The organism is Allobosea sp. 2RAB26 (assembly GCF_052115465.1).
Classification (GTDB): domain Bacteria; phylum Pseudomonadota; class Alphaproteobacteria; order Rhizobiales; family Beijerinckiaceae; genus Allobosea.
The window spans coordinates 74,751-95,273 of the sequence record NZ_JBFRGS010000005.1 but is presented as its reverse complement, the minus strand read 5'-3'; the positions used below and the strand labels follow the sequence as shown (position 1 = coordinate 95,273).

Annotated in this window: 16 protein-coding genes; 11 read left to right on the top strand and 5 right to left on the bottom strand. The window is 64.8% G+C overall.

Annotated elements, in window-relative coordinates; translation table 11 throughout:
- The first annotated feature begins 16 nt into the window (after positions 1-16).
- From AB4118_RS10905 to AB4118_RS10890, 4 genes are all read left to right on the top strand, one after another.
- Complete coding sequence (locus AB4118_RS10905) at positions 17-1,030, top strand: extracellular solute-binding protein (RefSeq protein WP_441489733.1); 1,014 nt, start codon at positions 17-19, stop codon at positions 1,028-1,030.
- 23 nt (positions 1,031-1,053) lie between these two features.
- Complete coding sequence (locus tag AB4118_RS10900) at positions 1,054-2,706, top strand: ABC transporter permease (RefSeq protein WP_441489732.1); 1,653 nt, start codon at positions 1,054-1,056, stop codon at positions 2,704-2,706.
- A 147-nt stretch (positions 2,707-2,853) separates the two neighbouring features.
- Positions 2,854-4,611, top strand: coding sequence for an AsmA family protein (locus tag AB4118_RS10895; RefSeq protein ID WP_441489731.1), 1,758 nt, complete (start codon positions 2,854-2,856; stop codon positions 4,609-4,611).
- A gap of 121 nt (positions 4,612-4,732) precedes the next feature.
- Positions 4,733-5,032 carry a hypothetical protein gene (locus AB4118_RS10890; protein WP_113515792.1) on the top strand — a complete coding sequence of 100 codons (300 nt, stop codon included), beginning with the start codon at positions 4,733-4,735 and terminating at the stop codon, positions 5,030-5,032.
- Positions 5,033-5,112: 80 nt separating this feature from the next.
- Here AB4118_RS10890 and gyrA read toward each other — a convergent pair whose 3' ends face one another.
- Positions 5,113-7,827: a DNA gyrase subunit A gene (gene gyrA / locus AB4118_RS10885; RefSeq protein WP_441490034.1), complete on the bottom strand. Its 2,715-nt coding sequence runs from the start codon at positions 7,825-7,827 to the stop codon at positions 5,113-5,115.
- 353 nt (positions 7,828-8,180) lie between these two features.
- Between gyrA and AB4118_RS10880 the strand changes: the two genes are divergently transcribed.
- Entirely contained in the window at positions 8,181-8,813 is a 633-nt protein-coding gene (locus AB4118_RS10880; protein WP_441489730.1) for a MarC family protein, read from the top strand.
- Positions 8,814-8,940: 127 nt separating this feature from the next.
- Here the strand turns inward: AB4118_RS10880 and AB4118_RS10875 are convergent, their stop codons facing one another.
- A complete protein-coding gene (locus AB4118_RS10875) occupies positions 8,941-10,119 on the bottom strand; it encodes an E22 family MetX-like putative esterase (protein WP_441489729.1) in 1,179 nt (392 codons plus the stop codon).
- Positions 10,120-10,209: 90 nt separating this feature from the next.
- Positions 10,210-11,325: a M20 family metallopeptidase gene (locus AB4118_RS10870; RefSeq protein ID WP_441489728.1), complete on the bottom strand. Its 1,116-nt coding sequence runs from the start codon at positions 11,323-11,325 to the stop codon at positions 10,210-10,212.
- Positions 11,326-11,492: 167 nt separating this feature from the next.
- Here AB4118_RS10870 and AB4118_RS10865 point away from each other — a divergent pair, with 167 nt between their 5' ends.
- From AB4118_RS10865 to AB4118_RS10855, 3 genes are all read left to right on the top strand, one after another.
- On the top strand, positions 11,493-11,870 hold the full coding sequence (locus tag AB4118_RS10865) for an ArsR/SmtB family transcription factor (RefSeq protein WP_441489727.1): 378 nt from the start codon (positions 11,493-11,495) through the stop codon (positions 11,868-11,870).
- A gap of 2 nt (positions 11,871-11,872) precedes the next feature.
- The gene (locus AB4118_RS10860) at positions 11,873-12,367 is read left to right on the top strand and encodes an SRPBCC family protein (protein WP_441489726.1); all 495 of its coding nucleotides are present in this window, start codon (positions 11,873-11,875) and stop codon (positions 12,365-12,367) included.
- A 102-nt stretch (positions 12,368-12,469) separates the two neighbouring features.
- Entirely contained in the window at positions 12,470-12,904 is a 435-nt protein-coding gene (locus AB4118_RS10855) for a VOC family protein (RefSeq protein ID WP_441489725.1), read from the top strand.
- 483 nt (positions 12,905-13,387) lie between these two features.
- Here the strand turns inward: AB4118_RS10855 and ssb are convergent, their stop codons facing one another.
- Complete coding sequence (gene ssb, locus AB4118_RS10850; RefSeq protein ID WP_441489724.1) at positions 13,388-13,924, bottom strand: single-stranded DNA-binding protein; 537 nt, start codon at positions 13,922-13,924, stop codon at positions 13,388-13,390.
- A 396-nt stretch (positions 13,925-14,320) separates the two neighbouring features.
- Between ssb and uvrA the strand changes: the two genes are divergently transcribed.
- Together uvrA and AB4118_RS10840 are read left to right on the top strand one after the other, a co-directional pair.
- The gene (uvrA, locus tag AB4118_RS10845; protein ID WP_441490033.1) at positions 14,321-17,242 is read left to right on the top strand and encodes an excinuclease ABC subunit UvrA; all 2,922 of its coding nucleotides are present in this window, start codon (positions 14,321-14,323) and stop codon (positions 17,240-17,242) included.
- 424 nt (positions 17,243-17,666) lie between these two features.
- Entirely contained in the window at positions 17,667-18,164 is a 498-nt protein-coding gene (locus tag AB4118_RS10840; RefSeq protein ID WP_441489723.1) for an invasion associated locus B family protein, read from the top strand.
- 33 nt (positions 18,165-18,197) lie between these two features.
- Here the strand turns inward: AB4118_RS10840 and AB4118_RS10835 are convergent, their stop codons facing one another.
- On the bottom strand, positions 18,198-19,277 hold the full coding sequence (locus tag AB4118_RS10835; RefSeq protein ID WP_441489722.1) for a citrate synthase/methylcitrate synthase: 1,080 nt from the start codon (positions 19,275-19,277) through the stop codon (positions 18,198-18,200).
- A gap of 84 nt (positions 19,278-19,361) precedes the next feature.
- Here AB4118_RS10835 and AB4118_RS10830 point away from each other — a divergent pair, with 84 nt between their 5' ends.
- Positions 19,362-20,507, top strand: coding sequence for a citrate synthase family protein (locus tag AB4118_RS10830; RefSeq protein WP_441489721.1), 1,146 nt, complete (start codon positions 19,362-19,364; stop codon positions 20,505-20,507).
- The last annotated feature ends 16 nt before the right edge of the window (positions 20,508-20,523 follow it).

Genomic DNA, 20,523 nt, shown 5'->3' with positions numbered 1-20,523 from the left:
CCCGAAGGAGCGAACCATGATCGACAAAACTCGCCTGTCCCTCATCGCCCTGGCGTCCTGCCTGCTCGCTACCCCGGTCCTGGCCCAGAGCGTCAATCTCTACACGACGCGCGAGCCGGCCCTGCTCAATCCCGTCGTCGAGGCCTTCACCAAGGACACCGGCATCAAGGTCAACACGGTGTTCCTGAAGGATGGACTCGAGGAGCGCATCAAGGCCGAGGGCGCAAACAGCCCGGCCGATGTCATGATCATGGTCGACGCCGCGCAGATGATCTCGGCCGCCAATGCCGGCGTCACCCAGCCGATCAAGTCGGCGGCCGTCGACAAGATCGTCCCGGCGCAGCTGCGCGATCCGCAGGACAACTGGGTCACCCTGACCAAGCGCGCCCGCATCGTCGTCGTCTCGAAGGATCGCGTGCCGCAGGATGCGATCACCTATGAGGACCTCGCCGACCCGAAGTGGAAGGGCAAGTTCTGCATCCGCGGCGGTCAGCACCCCTACAACAACGCTCTCTTTGCCGCCTATCTCGCGCGCAACGGCGCCGAGAAGACCGAGGCGTGGCTCAAGGCACTCAAGGCCAACACCGCGCGCAAGCCCGGCGGCGGCGACCGTGAAGTCGCGCGCGACATCCAGTCCGGGCTCTGCGATATCGCAGTGATCAACACCTACTATATCGGCCTGATGAGCACTGCCGCGAACGAGCAGAAGGGCTGGTTCGAGGCGATCAAGCCGCTGAAGACCACCTTCGCCAATGGCGGCACCCATGTGAACATCTCGGGCGCCGCCATCGCCAAACACGCCCCCAATCGTGAAAACGCGGTCAAGCTGATCGAGTACATGCTTGGCGACAAGGCGCAGACCATCTATGCCGACGGCAATTTCGAGTTCCCGGTCAACCCGGACGTCAAGGAAAGCGCCGCTGTGAAGCTGCTCGGCAAGGTCAATGTCGACACCACCCCGCTGACCGAGATCGGCAAGAACCGCAAGGCGGCCGCTGACCTCGTCGACAAGGTCGGCTTCGACAATTGAGCCCGTCTCCCACGGCTGGAGAAATGCGACGGTCGCCACGCGCGTGGCGGCCGTCGAGCCGTTTTGTCTGGGCCTCGGTTGCGGGTGCCGGGCTTGTCGCGCTGCCAGTTCTCGCGCTCGGCCTGACCGCGCTTTCGCCGGCAGCATCGTCGATCTGGCCGCATCTTGTCGCCAATGTCATTCCCGATGCGCTGGCGAACACCGCCATGCTTCTTGCCGGCGTCGGCCTGCTCTGCAGCCTCATCGGCGTCGGCACGGCCTGGCTCGTCACCCAATATGAGTTTCCCGGCCGTCGCGCCTTCGAATGGCTGCTCGTGCTGCCATTGGCGATCCCGACCTATCTGACGGCCTATATCTACGTCGAGTTCCTGGGCTTCCAGGGGCCGCTGCAAACGGCCTTGCGTGCGGTGACGGGCTATCGCAGCCTGCGTGACTACTGGTTTCCCGACCCGCGCAATCTGGCGGGCGCGATCTTCGTCATGGGGATCGTGCTCTACCCTTACGTCTATCTCAGCGTCCGGGCGCTGTTCGGCCTACAGAGCGCGACGATCGTCGAGTCGGCGCGGACGCTCGGAGCCGCGCACGGCACCTTGTTCTGGCGGATTGGCTTGCCCATGGCGCGCCCGGCGCTCGTTGCAGGGTTGACCCTGGCACTGCTCGAAACACTCAACGATATCGGCGCGACCGAATATCTCGGGGTCCGCTCCCTGACCCTGTCGATCTACACGACCTGGCTCAATCGCGGCTCTCTGGCGGGCGCAGCCCAGATCTCCTGCGTGATGCTTCTCCTCGTGGTCGCCCTGATCGCAACCGAGGCGAGACTGCGCGGCGCACGCCGCTTCACGCTCTCGGTGCGCCAGCCCCGTGCCGTCGGCCGCCGGCTCCTGTCCGGGCGCATTGCGCTCGCAGCCAGCGCCGCCTGCGCCCTGCCCCTGCTGCTTGGCGCGCTTCTGCCGATGGGCTTTCTCCTCCAGGAGGTCCTGACGCGCGGCCTGCTGCATCAGTTCGACATGGCCCTGCTGCGCAATCTCCTGAATGCCCTGCTGCTGTCGGCTGGCGCCGCGCTGATCGTGGTGACGCTTGGCCTTTGCATCGTGGCTGCAGGCCGGCTCGGCCGCGAAACCTGGCTGCCGGCGCTCGCGCGCATCGCCTCGCTTGGCTATGCGCTGCCCGGCACGGTGCTCGCGCTTGGACTGCTCGTCCCGCTTGCCGCCTTCGACAATCTCGTCGCCGACACCGTCTCCGCATTGTTCGGCGCCAGTCCTGGTCTCATCCTGATCGGCTCGGGTGCGGCTCTCGTGATTGCCTATGTCGTACGCTTCCTGTCGATCGCGATCTCCGGCATCCAGAGCGGTCTCGCCCGGATCTCGCCGAGGATCGACGATGCCGCGCGCGCCCTCGGCTCAAGCTCGGGCGAGGTGTTGCGGCAGGTGCATTGGCCGCTCGCTCGCCCTGCCATCGCTGCGGCCGCCTTGCTCGTATTCGTCGACTGTCTGAAGGAGCTGCCCGCGACGCTGCTGCTGCGACCGCTGAACGTCGACACGCTCGCAACCATCGTCTACGGACATGCCTCACGCGGCATGTTCGAAGACGGAGCGCTGGCCGCGTTGCTGATCGTGATCGCCGGCCTCTATCCCGCCATCATTCTGGCACGAGCCGGTGGCACGAAGGGGTGACACCGTAAGGCGTTGCGGCTCTCTTTGCCGATCCACAGGTTGTATGCCGGAAATAGGCTCCTCAACTCGACAAGCCGCCCGGCATCGTCATAAACAATTTTAGCTTGACCTCCGGTTCGATTCCGGTTGCAGCCCGGCCGAAGGCCCATGACACGACGCGTTTCCATTCTCGCCTATTCGCTCGCCATCGGCCTGGTGCTGCTTGGCCTGCAATCCTGGGGCGTTGCCGTTGGGCTGGTCGAGCGACATGTCGTTGCCCGCATCGAGGATCGCACCGGCCTCAAGGTGACCAGCCTCGAGCATGCGAGCATCGTCCTTCTGCCTTTGCCGCGGGTCGAGCTCTCGCAAGTCAGCTTCAAGCAACATGACGGCCTGCTCTCCGGCAAGGCGTCGCAGCTCAAGGCCCGCGCCCGCCTGCTGCCGCTTTTGGCAGGGCGCCTCTCCTTCGACCGGATCGATCTGATCTCTCCCCAAATCGATGCCACAGTTTCAGGCAGGGACGATGAGCTCTCGGAATGGCTCGCGCCGCCCCTTGCCTATCTCACCAGCCTCACGAACCAGAGCCGGATCGTGATCATTTCGGGTTCGGTCTTTGCGCGGGCCGAAGGCGCGATCCGCACCATCCTGCGCGATGTCAATCTGATCATCGAGGACCGCGACCCCGAGGAGCCGATCATCGCCTCGGGCTCCGTGACCTGGCGCGGCGTCGCGACCAATCTCAGTGTTGTCTGGCCGGTCGCCGGGGAAAGCGCCAGGCTCTCCTTGTCCGCGACCTCCGAACGGATGAACCTGCGCCTTGACGGCATACGATCCGGCCTGCGCGAGCCGGTCTTCAATGGGCAATTGAGCCTCTCGACGCCGTCGCTCCCGGAACTGTTCGACTGGTTCGGTGAAACGCCCCGCCTCGCGCCTGCCATCGGACAGCTCAGCATCGCCGCTGAAGCCCAGATCAAGGCCAACGAGATCTCGCTCAGCAACGCAAGCGCCATCTTCGACGGGGACCGCCTCGACGGCGCGATCATGCTCGGCGAAGCCGGCCAACGCTGGTCCCTCTCCGGAACACTCGCCGGCGCGACGCTCGATCTTGGCCGCATGACCAATCGGCTCGGCCTGCCCAAACCCGGCACCGGGCTCGCCAACCCGACGCCGCTCGAATTCGAGGCCTGGACGGCCCATGACATCGACCTGCGCGTCTCGGTGGATGCCGCCCGCCTCGGCGGCGCCCGTCTCAGTGATGTCGCGACCCAGTTGCTCGTCAAGAAGGGCCGCTTCGAGGCCGGGTTGCTTCGCGCGACTGCCTATGGCGGCAGCGTCAAGGGCCGCCTGCTTGCGAGTGCGACCCCGAACGCCATCGACGTGAAGCTGCAAGGCAATCTCGACCGGATCAATCTCGGGCAAAGCGCAACCGACCTGCCCGAACTGCCGAGACTGAGCGGGCAAGGCAATCTGCAGTTCGCGCTGGATGGCACGGGCACCACGGCCGAGGCCGTTCTCGCCTCCTTGAACGGAAAGGCGAGCCTCAGTCTGCGTCAAGGCGAGCTTGGCGGCTTTGCTTTCATCGACTTGCTGCGTCGTGCCGAGCGCAATCCTGTGGCGGCCCTGCGGGAATGGCGGCAGGGCAAGACACCATTCGACAGCGCGAGCGCTACGGCGAATGTCGCCGATGGCATCGCGACAATCACTGATGCCCAGATGACGGGCCCGACCTATCGTCTCGCGCTCGCAGGCCAGGCATTCCTGCAGCAAGGCTGGATCGAGATGGCCGGCCAGCTGGCCCAGCAGAGCGGCTCCCTGACGGTGCCCCTCGTCCTGCAGGGCCCGCTCGAAGGTCCATCGCTGGCGCTCAACTCGGAAGCCACCTTGCGTCCTGCCGGCAGCACCCTGCCAAATCTCCTGACGCGCTGACGGTCGCCCGGCTTAGTCAGCACCCGCGCAGATTTGAGCCGCGGCTTGCCCCCGCAGCCTCGCAATTGACCTGTCCACGGACCGGGTGTTTCCTCATCGCAGTCAGCGCGGAAACCACGCCATGCGTGCACCAACGGGATCGATCGTCGGGCTCTGTTCCGCCTCAGCCACCATGTTTGCAATGGGGATGGCGTTCCTCGGCTACTGGGGTGTGCATGAGCCGGTGCCATGGCGGCGGCTCGACATCGTCATCGTCACCCTGGCCTTTGCCGGCTTTGCCTCACTGGGCTCGGTCACCTGGATCGCAACCACACCCGTAGCAGCAGATAGTGACGAGAAGGTCGTACCGGCCCGGCGGGCCTTCGCCCTGGGCGTGTTTGCGATCTGGCTGTCGGTTCTTGTCGCGGTCCTGGCGGCATGACGTCGAGAATGTTCGACATCATGCCTCGGTTGTTCCACAGCCCGAGCTTCAGGTCATTTCAAACCTGAAACAAGCCGGCCTCAGCCTTCCTGAGGAGGCTCGTCCGCAGGCGCAGGGCCTTCGTCCTCGGCCTCGTCGTCCCCTGCATCACCGATGCATTCGACCGAGACGACCTTCTCACCGGCTGCGGTGTTGAACACCGTGACACCCTGGGTCGAGCGGCCGGCAATGCGGATGCGGTTGTCCGGTCCCTTGTCGACCGGCACGCGGATCACCTGCCCGCCATCGGTCACGAGCATGATCTGGTCCGTATCGACCGCCGGGAAGGAGGCGATCAGCTTGCCGTTGCGCTCGTTCACCACCATGGCGACGATGCCCTTGCCGCCGCGTCCGGTGACCCGGTACTCAAAGGACGAGGTGCGCTTGCCGTAGCCCTTCTCGGACACCGTCAGGATGAACTGCTCCGCAGCACCCATCTCGGCATATTTCTCCTGGCCGAGTTCGATATCGCTGGCGGCCTCCTCGCCCTCGCTCGCCTGGACCGGCTCGGCGGTGTCGTCGCCTTCGCCATTCAGGGCCTTGCGGGCAGCAGCGGCGCGCTTGAGATAGGCGGCGCGCTCATCCGGTGTCGCGTCGAGATGGTGCAAGATGGCGAGCGAGATCACCTCATCGCCATCGGCGAGGTTGATGCCGCGCACGCCGGTCGAGTCGCGCCCCTTGAAAACGCGCACTTCCGGCACGGCGAAGCGGATGCACTGGCCGGCCGCCGTGGTCAGCAGCACGTCGTCATGTTCCGAGCAGATCTGGACGTCGACGATGGAGTCTCCCTCGTCGAGCTTCATCGCGATCTTGCCGTTGCGATTGACCTGCACGAAGTCGGAGAGCTTGTTGCGGCGGACATTGCCCGTCCGGGTCGCAAACATCACATCGAGCCGCTCCCAGCTCTCCTCATCCTCCGGCAGCGGCATCACCGTGGTGATGCGCTCATCCTTCTCCAGCGGCAGCATGTTGTTGAGGAACTTGCCGCGAGCATTCGGCGCCGCCAGCGGCAACCGCCAGACCTTCTCCTTGTAGGCCTGGCCGCGCGAGGAGAAGAAGATGATCGGTGTGTGGGTGTCGGCAACGAAGAGCCGGGTGACGAAATCCTCGTCCCGGGTCGACATGCCCGAACGGCCCTTGCCGCCGCGCTTTTGCGCCCGATAGGTCGAGAGCGGCACGCGCTTGATGTAACCGGCATGGGACACGGTCACCACCATGTCCTCGCGCGCGATCAGGTCTTCGTCGTCGAGATCGGAACCCCAGTCCTGGATCACCGTGCGGCGCGGCGTGGCGAAGGCAGCCTTCACCTCGGTGAGTTCGGTCTTGATGATCGACTGGATGCGGGCGCGCGAGCGCAGGATTTCGAGATAATCCGCGATCTCGGTGGCAAGCTTGGCGAGTTCTTCGCCGATCTCGTCGCGGCCGAGGGCGGTCAGGCGAGCAAGGCGCAATTCGAGGATCGCCTTGGCCTGCGCATCGGACAGGCGATAGGTGCCGTCCGGATTGAGCGGATGACGCGGATCGTCGACCAGTGCGATCAGCGGCGCGATATCCTCGGCCGGCCAGTTGCGATCCATCAGCGAGGCGTGCGCAGCGGCCGGGGTCGGCGCGGTGCGGATCAGGCGGATGACCTCGTCGATATTGGCGACGGCGGTGGCAAGGCCGCAGAGCACATGGGCGCGTTCGCGCGCCTTGTTGAGCAGGTAGCGCGTGCGCCGGGAGACGACCTCCTCGCGGAACTCGATAAAGGCCGAGATGAAGTCCTTGAGGTTCAACACCTCCGGCCGACCGCCATTGAGCGCGACCATGTTGGCGCCGAACGAAGTCTGCAGCGGCGTATAACGGTAGAGCTGGTTCAGCACGACATCGGCCATGGCGTCGCGCTTGACCTCGATGACGACACGCACGCCCTCGCGGCTGGATTCGTCACGCAGATCGGAAATGCCTTCGATCCGCTTCTCGCGGACCAGATCAGCGATTTTCTCGACCATCGAAGCCTTGTTCACCTGGTAGGGAACCTCGGTGACGATGATCGCCTCGCGCTCCTTGCGCAGCTCCTCGATATGCGTCTTGGACCGCATCACGATCGAGCCACGACCGGTGTGATAGGCGGAGTGGATGCCGCTCTTGCCCATGATCGAGGCGCCGGTCGGGAAGTCCGGACCAGGCACGATCTCGATCAGGTCGTCGATCGAGAGCTCGGGATCGTCGATCAGCGCGATGCAGGCATCGATCACCTCGCCGAGATTATGCGGCGGAATATTGGTCGCCATGCCGACCGCGATGCCGCCGGCCCCGTTGACGAGCAGGTTCGGATAGCGCGCCGGCAGAACCCGCGGCTCATGCTCCTTGCCGTCATAGTTCGGCTGGAAATCGACCGTGTCGAGGTCGAGATCCTCGAGCAGCGGCATCGCCGCCTTGTCGAGCCTGGCCTCGGTATAACGATCGGCCGCCGCGGAATCGCCATCCATCGAGCCGAAATTACCCTGGCCGTCGATCAAGGGCAGGCGCAGCGAGAAATCCTGCGCCATGCGGACCAGCGCGTCATAGACCGCCATGTTGCCGTGCGGATGGTACTTACCCATCGTATCGCCGACGATGCGGGCGCATTTGGTATAGGGCCGGTCCGGCAGGTTCTTGTTCTCGTGCATCGAGAACAGGATGCGCCGGTGCACCGGCTTCAGGCCGTCGCGGACGTCGGGAAGAGCGCGGCTGACGATCACGCTCATGGCGTAATCGAGATAGCTCTTCTTCATCTCGTCAGTGATGGCGATCGGCTTGATGTCGCCGCCGAAATGCGCGTCTTCCGGCTGGCCGCCGCGCGTGCCGTTGTCGTCTTCGCTCAAGGGATGAGGTCCCGTTTTCTACGATTTTTCAAGCTTCTAGCTATCCGATTCCGCCCCGCGAAGCCAGCAAAAGACGAATCTCTCCAGAGAAATTAAAACCGTTCTTTGTCAACGCATTACGAGTCTTTGACTCACTTTCCGAACCCTCCCACATTGCCGCCATGTTTGACTGGCGCGAGCGCGTGACGGAGCCGGAAAACCGCTCGGCAAATTTCGCTCCTACGCCTAGTGACGCGGGCTCGGCAGCATGCCTAAGCTCCACGATGTTCCTGGAATATCTCACCTCCGCCCTCGTCACACTGCTGGTCACCCTCGATCCGCCGGGTCTCGCACCGATCTTCCTGTCCCTGACGCGCGGCATGTCGGCCGACGAGCGCAGGCAGGTCGCGGTGCGCGCCTGCATCATCGCCTTCGGCATCATGGCCTTCTTCGGACTTGCGGGCGATATCGTGCTGAAGGCGCTCGGCGTCTCGCTGCCGGCCTTCCGCATCGCTGGCGGGCTGCTGCTGTTCTGGATCTCGTTCGAGATGGTGTTCGAGCGCCGCAACGAGCGCAAGCAGGCGACGGCCGAGACCGCAATCACTCTCGACCACATCCGCAACGTTGCCGCCTTCCCGCTCGCCATCCCGCTGATGGCAGGCCCCGGCTCGCTGACCGCGATGATGCTGCTCGCCGGACGCGCCAATGGCGATCTCGCCATGCTCGGCTCGCTGGCGGTCATCTGCGGGCTGGTGATCGCCTCATGCCTCGTGACCTTCCTCATGGCGACGCCGATTGCGCGCCTCCTCGGTGTCACCGGCAATGTCGTTCTGACCCGCCTGCTCGGCGTGATCCTTGCCGCGCTCGCCGTGCAATTCGTCATCGATGGCGTGCGCGCCGTGATCGGAGGCGGTTAGGACGTGCCCCCTTGAAACGGGCATCACCGACATGGCCAGGCTTGCCCGTTCATCGGCGCATGTGCCGCTCATCATCGTTCAAAGGCCCATGCCCTGTGCAGGACCGAGCATGAGACGCTGACGCGCCTCACTTCTCCAGGAAGGCCCGGATCGCCCCTTCGGCCTGCTTCATCGAGATGACGCCGTCGAGATGCCCACGCGAGCCCTGGATGGTGATGTGGGAGATGTCGACGCCGCTCTGCTTCATGCCATCGACCGTGCTGGCGATCGTATCCGCAGTGAAGACCAGATCCTTCGGCTGCGTGATCAGCAGCACCGGCGCCTTGATCTTCGACGCGCCATTGGCGAGCGAGGTTCCGCCAGCGGCAAAAAGCTGGTTGGCCTTCACGAGATAGAGGAAATGGTTCGCGTCTGACAGCTTGGCGCGCGCCTCACCGGCATTGTCGAGAATGCTCTGGACCTGGAACCTGTTTCCGAGCGCTTTGGCGGGGTCCTCACCTTCCTTGGCGGGCCTGCGCCCGAAGGTGCCATTGGTCCAGTCACGGTGGTTCGCCTGCAGCGTCACCACTGCCAGTGCCTTGGCGAGGCCGGCATTGGGCGGGGTGCCACCGTAATAGTCGCCCTTGTTCCAGTTGGGATCGACCAGGATCGGCGCCGCCCAGACATCGAGCCAGGCGATGAGCTGCGCATCGGCTTCTGCCGCGCCGATCACCGGCATCGCCTTGGCGACCATCTCCGGATGGCTTGCTGCCCATTCCCAGGTCTGGAGCGCGCCCATGGATGGGCCGGCGACCAGCGCCAGCTTCCTGATACCCAGGCTCTCGACCAGTGCCTTCTGGACATTGACGAAGTCGCCGACCGTGACGATCGGGAAATCGAGCGCATAGGGCTTCCCGGTATCGGGATTGAGCGAAGCCGGGCCGGTGGTCGTCGTCTTCGGATCGCCGGTGTTGAGGTTCACCAGCGTATCGGAGGACAGGACGAAGTACTTATTGGTGTCGATCGCCTTGCCGGGACCGACAATCGCATCCCAGTAGCCTGGCGCGGCATCCCTTGCGTCGTACTTGCCGGCGGCATGCGAATTACCGGAGAAGAAATGGCAGATCAGGATCGCATTCGACTTGTCGGCATTGAGCGTGCCGTAGCTCTCCCAGCCGACCTTGACGCTCTTGAGTGTGCGCCCGCCTTGCGTCGTGAAGCTCGGCAGCTCGAACACCTTCTTCTCGACCATCAGGTCCTGTGCCGCTGCCATTCCCGCCACCACCATGCAAGCAGCGCCAAGGGCACCTGCGATCCAGTTCTTCATGCCGCTTCCCTTCCCAAGGACAGCCGTCGCGCGGCCTTGGGAAGCATCAGAGCGGATTTCGGGCAGAAGCGGAAGCGGGAAGCCGAGCGCTCAGACCGTTTCGAGCAGCCCCTTGATCAGGGCTCGACGCGGTGCGATCGAGGAGATCAGGGCGTATTCCTCGAGCGTATGGGCGCCATTGCCGTCGATGCCGAGACCATCCAGCGTCGGCACGCCGAGCGCCGCCGTGAAATTGCCGTCGGAACCACCACCGGTCATCGGGCAGTCCTGAAGATCGAAGCCGACCTTCGCCGCAACGCCGCGCGCTGTCTCGAACAACTGCGCGACCGTACTCGACTTCTCATAGGGCGGCCGGTTCATGCCGCCCGTCACCGTGATCTTCACATCGGGATCGCGGGGCGTGAGCCCAAGGATGCGGCTCTCCATCATCTGACCGTCGGCAAGCGTGGTGACGCGCGCATCGACGCTAAACCAGGCATGCTGCGGAATCACGTTCGCCGCCGTGCCGCCGCCGATCAAGGCGACCGACGTGGTGATGCCGCGCGCATAGTCCGTCATGCCCTCGATGGCGAGGATCTGGTGCGCCGCCTCGCGGATGGCGCTGCGTCCGTCAGCATGGCGTGAGCCTGAATGGGCCGGGCGGCCTTCCAGCCTGACGTCGAAGCGGCCGACACCCTTGCGGGCCGTGACAATGCGGCCGCCTTCGCGCGCGGGCTCGGTGACCAGCACCGCCGCCGACTGACGCCCGATATCCTCGATCACCGAACGGGTGGTCGGCGAGCCGATCTCCTCGTCGGGCGTGAACAGGAAGATCATCGGCCGCTTGGCCGAGCCCGCCTTGGCCACATCCTTGAAGGCTTGCAGGGCGAGCCAGGCACCGCCCTTCATATCATAGACGCCAGGACCATAGAGCCTGTCGCCCTCGATCCGGACAGGCAAATCCTTGGCACTCGTCCCAACCGGGTGGACCGTGTCGAGATGCGACATGACCGAAACGGCCTTCTCGCCATTATCAAGCCCGGCCCTCAGGATGACACTGTCTCCGAGGCCGTCGCGCCCCGGCAGGCGCTCGACCGCGATCGGCAGGCCTTCGACCTCCTTGGCGACGAGGTCCATCATGCCGTTCACGCCAGGAGCGTGATGGGTGGGGCTTTCCAGCGCGATCCAGACGGACAGGGCTGAGGCGGCGGGATCTGTGTTGCTCATGAGCGCTGCACATACGCCCGTTGCCCCGGTCCGCACAAGGATTTCACGCGCCAGGGCGGAGATGCCTGCCCCGCATGACGAACCTATCGGGAGGCCCACACCTCGATCTTGACAACCGCGTCGGCCCGGCAAATAACAATATAGTTATATAACCAATTGGTAATTCAATGACACCATCCAGCCGGCTCGACACCACCTTCGCGGCCCTGGCCGATCCGACCCGGCGGGCGATCCTGGCACGGCTCGCGCTGGGTGAGGCTTCGGTGACCGAACTGGCCCAGCCCTTCGCGATGAGCCAGCCGGCCATCTCCAAGCATCTCAAGATGCTGGAGCGCGCCGGACTGATTTCGCGCGGGCGGGACGCGCAACGTCGCCCTTGCCGGCTCGAGCCCCAAGCTCTCGCCGACGCAAATGGCTGGCTCGAAGGCTACCGCCAGTTCTGGGAGACGACCTTCCAGCGCCTCGACCTCCTTCTCGACGAGATGAAGGCCGAGACTGGACAATCCGCCATGAACCCCAAAGGCCTGACCCCCAAAGGAGAGTGACGATGCTGACGACCGCCGATCTGTCCGTCTCCACGCCCAGCGACCGCGAGGTCCTGATGACCCGCCACTTCGACGCACCACGCGAGCTGGTCTTCGAGGCCATGAACCGGCCTGAGCTGCTGAAGAGGTGGTTGAGCGGCCCTCCAGGCTGGTCACTGCAGCATTGCGAGGTCGATTTTCGGGTCGGCGGCAGCTTCCGCCATGTCTGGCACGGACCGGACGGCGCCGTGATGGGTATGGGCGGCATCTACCGCGAGATCGCGCGCCCTGAGCGTATCGTCCGGACCGAACTGTTCGACCAGGACTGGACCGGGGGCGAGGCCATCGCGACGCTGGTTCTTACGGAGCACGCGGGCAAGACCGAACTCACGCTGACCGTACTCTATTCCTCGCGCGAGGCCCGCGACGGCGCGCTCCGGAGCGGCATGAAGGAAGGCGTCGCCGCAAGCTACGGGAAGCTCGACATCCTGTTCGCTAAAAGGCGGCAGGCCGCCTGAGCCATTCCACCTGAGCCGTTTCACCGATCAGTTCCGGAAGCCCTGCACTCGCAGCATTCGGGCGACCGCCCCGTGCCCCCCAAGCAAGAGGAGGAGACGACCATGCAGAAGATCACCCCGTTCCTGTGGTTCGATGGCCAGGCTGAGGAGGCGGCAAAATTCTACACCTCCATCTTCAAGAATTCGAAGCTCGGCGGCGTCTCGCCCATGGCCGCCTCCTTCGAGCTCGAAGGCCTGCAATTCACGGCACTCAATGGCGGCCCACGCTTCAAGTTCACGGAAGCGATCTCGCTCTATGTGAACTGCGAAACCCAGGACGAGGTCGATTACTACTGGGACAGGCTCGGAGACGGTGGACAGATTCAGCAATGCGGCTGGTTGAAGGACAGGTTCGGCGTCTCCTGGCAGGTCATCCCGTCAGTGCTGCCCAAGCTGTTGAGCAGCCCCGAACAGGAGAAGGCCGGCCGGGCCATGCAGGCGATGATGCAGATGCAGAAGATCGACATCGCCGCGCTTCAGAGGGCCTATGACGGCTAAAGCATCGGCCCGAAAAGTAGATTGCGGTTTTCGGGAAAGCCGATGCAAACACAGAAGGTTAGAACATCGGACCGGATGTGATATCCGGTCCGATGTTCTAAGCGGCGCGCAGTCACGGCTAGGCCCGGCGCGCGCGTCAGACGCGCCTGACGTTCCAGAAGGTCGGGAAGCTCCGCGCTCAAGTCCGTTCCTCAGCTTGCGCGACAGCGCAGCTTCAGCCCACTCGTTATTGCGGGTGCCCGATAGACGGTCCTTCGCGCCTGGACGGCGGTCGGGTCTGACTGCTCGAGCGCGAATGAATGCAATCTCGCACCGAGATTCGCGATCTAAGTCATCGAATGCCGCTTGCCGCTCTTGGCAATGATGGAGGGAGAGCCGCCCCGTCCTTCGGATACCAACAAAAAGGCCGCTCCGAACGGGTCGGGAGCGGCCTTCTGATCCTGAGGAGATTGCGATCCGCAAAGCGGTTCGCCCTCGCTTGCCCTAGAACGGGATATCGTCGTCCAGGTGGGTGCTCGACGAACGCCCGCTGCCGCCGCTGGACATGGCCGGCTGGCGCGAGCCGCCACCGCTGCCCATCGGGCTCGAACGCCCGAAGGAACCGCCGCCGCCCGAACGGTCCTCGACCGAACCGCCGCCCTCGCCATACTCGTCAGAACCGCCCTGCCCGCGGCTGTCGAGAATGGTGAGTTCGCCGCGGAAGCGCTGCAGTACGATCTCGGTCGTGTACTTCTCGACGCCCGACTGATCCTGCCACTTGCGCGTCTGGAGCTGGCCCTCGATGTAAACCTTCGAGCCCTTCTTCAGATACTGCTCCGCGACCTTGGCGAGATTCTCGTTGAAGATCACCACCGAGTGCCACTCGGTCTTTTCCTTGCGCTCACCGGACTGCTTGTCGCGCCAGGTCTCGGACGTGGCGATGCGCAGATTGACGACCGGCTCGCCGCTGCCGAGCCGGCGCACCTCGGGGTCGCGCCCGAGATTACCGACCAGAATGACCTTGTTGACGCTACCAGCCATGAGAGGCTCCATTTCCTGCGCACATCTGCAAATCCGATCGACGACCGGAGCCGGACCCTAGCGCCCGCAGACGTCACTATCAACAATGTTCTTGCTTTGTTCAAGTCCGTTTTGCAGAGTTGTCCCCTGTCTTCATCAGGATTCGCGAGGCGGCCGCCGGAGGTCGGACGAGCCTCGGCGGACGGCGGCACCGATCGCCAAACCGGACGCCCTACTCCTGACGCGAATTGTCAGGAGAAAGACAGCAGCCTATCCCGCTGCATGATATTCATGCCTGCCAGACCGCCGTGAGGCTGGCATGGCCGGGCATTTGCCCTATCTCTACGCCTTACCCGAACGGACGCCCCGATGGCCCGCAAGACCTCTTTGGCTGAACAAGCCGCCACGCTTGAGGACATGTTCGACCGCAACCGCGCGGCCGATCCGAATGCACGCGTGATTTCCGTGCGCGGCGCGCGCGAGCACAATCTCAAGAACGTCGACCTGGCGATTCCGCGCGACAAGCTCGTGGTCTTCACCGGCCTTTCAGGCTCGGGCAAATCCTCGCTCGCCTTCGATACGATCTACGCCGAGGGCCAGCGCCGCTATGTCGAGTCCCTCTCGGCCTATGCCCGCCAGTTCCTCGAGATGATGCAGAAGCCCGATGTCGACCAGATCGACGGGCTCTCGCCGGCCATCTCGATCGAGCAGAAGACGACCTCGAAGAACCCGCGCTCGACAGTCGGCACCGTCACCGAGATCCACGACTACATGCGCCTGCTCTGGGCACGTGCCGGCATCCCCTACTCGCCGGCGACGGGCCTGCCGATCGAGAGCCAGACGGTCAGCCAGATGGTCGACCGGCTGCTGGAGCTGCCGGAGAAGACGCGCGGCTATCTGCTGGCGCCCGTGGTGCGCGGTCGCAAGGGCGAATACCGCAAGGAACTGGCCGACTGGCTGAAGCGCGGCTTCCAGCGCGTCAAGATCGACGGCCAGTTCTACGAGATCCCGGACGCTCCCGCCCTCGACAAGAAGTTCAAGCACGACATCGACGTGGTGGTCGACCGCATCGTCATACGCCCCGACCTCGCCGCACGCCTGTCCGACTCGCTGGAACAGGCTCTGGAGCTCGCCGAGGGTATCGCGGTCTTCGAATATGCCGACGAGAAGGAGGAGAGCGGCGAGGCCAGGCGCATCACCTTCTCCTCGAAATTCGCCTGCCCCGTCTCCGGCTTCACCATCCCCGAGATCGAGCCCAGGCTTTTTTCATTCAACAACCCGTTCGGCGCCTGCCCGACCTGCGATGGTCTCGGCCACGAGATGCGCATCGATGCCAATCTGATCGTGCCCGACAATTCCATCTCACTGAAGAAGGGGGCGATCGCGCCCTGGGCCAAGTCGACCTCGCCCTATTACGGCCAGACACTGGACGCGCTCGCCAAGCATTTCGGCTTCTCGATGACCAAGCCCTGGTCCGAGCTGCCGAAGCAGGCGCACGATGCCATCCTGTTCGGCACCGGCACCGAGCCGGTGCGGTTCGCCTATAATGACGGGCTGCGCGCCTATGAGGTGAAGAAGCCCTTCGAGGGCGTCATCACAAACATGGAGCGGCGCTGGAAGGAGACGGAGTCCGACTGGGCGCGCGAGGAAATCGGCCGCTTCATGTCCGAGACGCCCTGCGCCGCCTGCAACGGTTTTCGCCTGAAGCCCGAGGCGCTGGCGGTGAAGATCGCCGGTAGTCATATCGGCGAGATTTCCCGCCTCTCGGTTCGCGATGCGCTGGCCTGGGTCTCCGATCTGCCGCGCCATCTCACGCCGAAGCAGACCGAGATCGCGACGCGCATCCTCAAGGAGATCCGCGACCGCCTGACCTTCCTGCTCGATGTCGGGCTGGAATATCTGACGCTGGCGCGCGGCTCCGGCACGCTCTCGGGCGGCGAGAGCCAGCGTATTCGTCTCGCCTCGCAGATCGGCTCGGGCCTCACCGGCGTCCTCTATGTGCTGGACGAGCCCTCGATCGGCCTGCACCAGCGCGACAATGAGCGCCTGCTCGGGACGCTGCGGCGCCTGCGCGACCTCGGCAATACCGTGATCGTCGTCGAGCATGACGAGGACGCGATCCTGACCGCCGACTACGTCGTCGATGTCGGTCCCGGAGCCGGCATCCATGGCGGCGAAATCGTCTCGAAGGGCACGCCGGAGCAGATCCTGGCCGACCCGAACTCGCTGACCGGCCGCTACCTCACGGGCGAGCTCTCGGTGCCGGTGCCGGCCAAGCGCCGCAAGCCGCAGAAGGGGCGCTCGCTCAAGATCGTCGGCGCCCGGGGCAACAACCTCAAGGACGTATCGGTCGAGATCCCGCTCGGGCTCTTCACCTGCATCACCGGCGTCTCCGGCGGCGGCAAGTCGACGCTGGTCATCGACACGCTCTACAAGGCCGTCGCCCGCAAGCTCAACGGCTCGATCGAGCATCCCGCCCAGCATGATCGCATCGAGGGCATGGAGCATCTCGACAAGGTCATCGACATCGACCAGTCGCCGATCGGCCGCACCCCGCGCTCCAATCCCGCGACCTATACCGGCGCCTTCACGCCGATGCGCGAATGGTTCGCCGGCCTGCCCGAGGCGAAGGCGCGCGGCTATCAGCCGGGGCGCTTCTCCTTCAACGTCAAGGGCGGGCGCTGCGAAGCCTGCCAGGGCGACGGCGTCATCAAAATCGAGATGCATTTCCTGCCCGACGTCTACGTCACCTGCGATGTCTGCAAGGGCAAGCGTTACGACCGTGAAACGCTCGAGGTGAAATACCGCGAGCGCTCGATCGCGGATGTGCTCGACATGACCGTCGAGGAGGCGAAGGACCTGTTCAAGGCCGTGCCCTCGATCCGCGACAAGATGGAAACGCTCTCCCGCGTCGGCCTCGGTTATGTCCATGTCGGCCAGCAGGCGACGACGCTGTCCGGCGGCGAAGCCCAGCGCGTGAAACTGTCGAAGGAACTCTCGAAGCGTGCCACCGGCCGCACGCTCTACATCCTGGACGAGCCGACGACCGGCCTGCATTTCCACGATGTCGCCAAGCTCATGGAAGTGCTGCATGAGCTGGTCGAGCAGGGCAATACGGTGGTGGTGATCGAGCACAATCTCGAGGTCATCAAGACCTCCGACTGGATCATCGACATGGGCCCGGAAGGCGGCGATGGCGGCGGCGAGGTCGTGGCTCAGGGCACGCCCGAAGACGTGGTCAAGGTCAGCCGCAGCCATACCGCCCGGTTCCTCAAGGAGGTGCTGGAGCGCCGACCGCTGAAGAAGCCCGCCAAGGCCCCCGCACAAGCGGCGGAATAGGCTTCGTGGAAACGCCGGTTGGCGCCTTGGTTCGCGTGAAATTGCACGACCGGCCATGTGCCTGCCGGTGATTTCCGGTCGTTCCAATCATCGAGCGCGGATGCGGCCCCTCCGCTCTGCGTACGGCCCGCGGGACGTAAGGCCCGAAGGCTGACGCACCGAGGCGCACAGCCACGTCTCGCAGTCAGGGTAGACCGGCGCCAGTGTGTCCGTAGCCTGCGACGGCAACTTCGCGGAGCGCCGCGTTCCTCAACGATTACGCATCTCGCGACATTCCGCCGACTTTCGCCCCGCCGGGCGATGCCGAAAGCAGCCGCGGGCGCGTGCCGCTGCGCCGCAAGGTCGCACGCGCTTTCCGCCGCCTTGTTTACGCCTCGTTAGGCTTCAGGTTCCATCCCTTGCGAACACAAAAGGAGATGAAGCAATGATGAGACTGGCGATCCCGGCGACCTTCGTATTCCTCGCGGTTTCGACCGGAGCAATGGCGAATCCGGCCAAGCCGCTCGGTCAGTTCAAGAACTGGAATGCCTCGTCTTATGCGAGCGGAAATAGCCAACGTTGCTATATCTCCAGCAACCCGATCGCTGAGAAACCTGCCGAGCTTCGCCATGGCGACGTGTATTTCTTCGTCCAGAGCGGCGAGAGCGCTGGCCGCACGGAGTCGAGTTTCCAGACCGGGTACGACTTCGCCAAGGATTCGACCGTCGAGGTCACGATCGGCGAGGAGCGCTTCCGCATGCTGACCGCCGGCCGCAATGCCTGGCTCCAGCGCGTCGAACGCGAGGGCGAGCTCTTCGCGGCGATGAAGGCTGGCGACGAGATGGTGCTCGCAGCGCGCTCCGCCCGCGGCAACGAGACCAGCTACACCTTCTCGCTGGATGGCGTGACCGCCGCCTCGCGGCAACTGCAGCAATGCAGCTGATGGCGGCAGCCGACGCTCACGGCAGCGAGCCCATCAGGCAGCGCGTCTCGGCGCCGGACCGACATAGGTTGACTGCGGGCGAATGAGCCGACCGCGGGCAACCTGCTCCTGGGCATGGGCGATCCAGCCGATCGTCCGTCCCATTGCGAAGACGCAGGTGAAACTGTCGGGCGGGAATGCGAGCGCTTCGAGCAGGAGGGCGGTGTAGAATTCGACATTCGTCTGCAATGCGCGGTCCGGCTTCCGCTCACGAAGAATAGCCAAGGCGGCCTGCTCGACCGCCTCCGCGTAAGCGAGGCGGCCGGAATCCGTATCGAGCTGGCGTATCGCGCGCTTCAATGCGTCGGCACGTGGGTCACGCACGCGATAGACGCGGTGACCGAACCCCATCAGGCGATCACCGCGCTGCAACGCGGCTTCCAGCCAAGCTCGTGCGTTGCCCACCTCGCCGATCTCGTCGAGCATGTCGATCACCGGCCCGGGTGCGCCGCCATGCAGCGGGCCCTTCAGCGCACTGAGTCCGGCCAGCACGGCCGACCCCAGTCCTGCCTGCGTCGACGCGACGACACGGGCGGCGAAGGTCGAGGCATTCAGTCCATGATCGCAAACCGTGACGAGATAAGTATCCAATGCCGCGGCCTGCGCCGGGCTGGCTGCCTCGCCGCGCATCATCCGCAGGATATCGGCCGAATGGCCCAACCGCCCATCGGGCATGATCGGTGCGAGCCCGCGCTGCAGCCGTATGATCGCCGGCGTGAAGACGGCCGGTGCCGCCAGGAGGCGCAAGGCGGTCGCAGCATCATCGCCATCGGCCAACCGCGCCATCAGCGCGCGAAGCGCTTCGACCGGAGCTCGCCGGACAAGCGTCTCATCGAGACTGGCCACCTCGCCGAACACATCCACCCTGCCCTGGCCGAGCGCAGCTTCGAAGGCATCACCGGGCGGCAATGTGTCGAAGAAGCCAGTGAGCATCAACTGCGCCGCCTCGGCGAAGGTCACGCGGCCGGCAAGGTCGTCGAGACGATGACCCCGGATGACCAGCTGGCCAGCTGCCCCGTCCACATCCGACAGGATCGTCTGTGCTGCAACGACATTTTCCAACCCATCCGACATCAGGCACTCCCTTGAAGAACTGCCTTGAGGATCGGTTCGGACCGAACTAGAATCAATCTTGAACAATAAAATCAATATATGGCAATGAGCGACTGGTTGACCGCGCAGGAGGTGATGACGCGTCTGCAGCTGAAGCCGCAGACGCTCTATGCCTATGTGAGCCGGGGGCGGATCGAAGCACGGGCCGATACCGGCGACCCGCGACGCAGCCTCTACCGCGCCGCCGATGTCGCACGGCTGGAATACCGGAAGTCACGAGGGCGACGAAACGCGGCGATTGCCGAGGACGCCATCGCCTGGGGCGAGCCGGTGCTGGCATCGAGCATCACGACGATCGCGCATGGGCGGCTGTGGTATCGCGGCCAGGATGCCGAAGCCTTGGCCCGGACCGCCCGGCTCGAGGATATCGCACGCCTGCTCTGGGCCTGCGGCGACGCGCGCTTTCCGCCCCAATTCAATATCGTCGGCCCGGGAACCGGCAATCAGCGGATGTTCGCGATGATTGCGGCTCGCGCCGCAGCAGACCCGGTGATCGGCAGCCGGACCCCGAAGGCCTTGTATTTCGAAGCAGCCTCGGTGCTGGACGCACTCGTCGATGCGGTTGCCGGCCGTCCCGGCGAAGGCCCCATTCATGACCGCATCGCGCGCGCCTGGGGTTGCGACCCGACGGGCGCCGATTTCATTCGCACCTGCCTCGTCCTGCTGGCGGACCATGAGCTGAACGCATCGACCTTCGCGGTCCGCGTCACCGCTTCGACACGGGCGTCGCTCGCTGCCTGCGTCCTGGCAGGCCTGTCCGCGCTGTCAGGCCCCTTGCACGGCGGCATGTCGGCCCGGGTTCGCGCCTTCTTCGGCGAAGCGCGGCGGGAGGGTGTCGAGGCCGCGGTCCAATCGCGGCTGGCACTCGGAACGCCGGTGCCGGGGTTCGGGCACCCGCTCTATCCCGAAGGGGATCCCCGGGCGCGGGGGCTGCTGTCGGCTTTCCCTCTTCCCGCCGAATACCAGGAGATCCGTCGCGTCACGGAAGCGATCACCGGCGACGTTCCGAACATAGACTTTGCCTTGACGGCCCTGGCTTCCACACTGGGCCTGCCGCAGGACGCCCCCTTCCAGATTTTCGCTGCGGCACGGTGCACCGGCTGGATCGCCCATGCCCTGGAGCAGTTTCAGACTGGCCGCCTCATCCGGCCGCGAGCGCGCTATGTCGGGGTGGCGCCGGGCTCGGCGTGACCCGAAACGGAGGTGC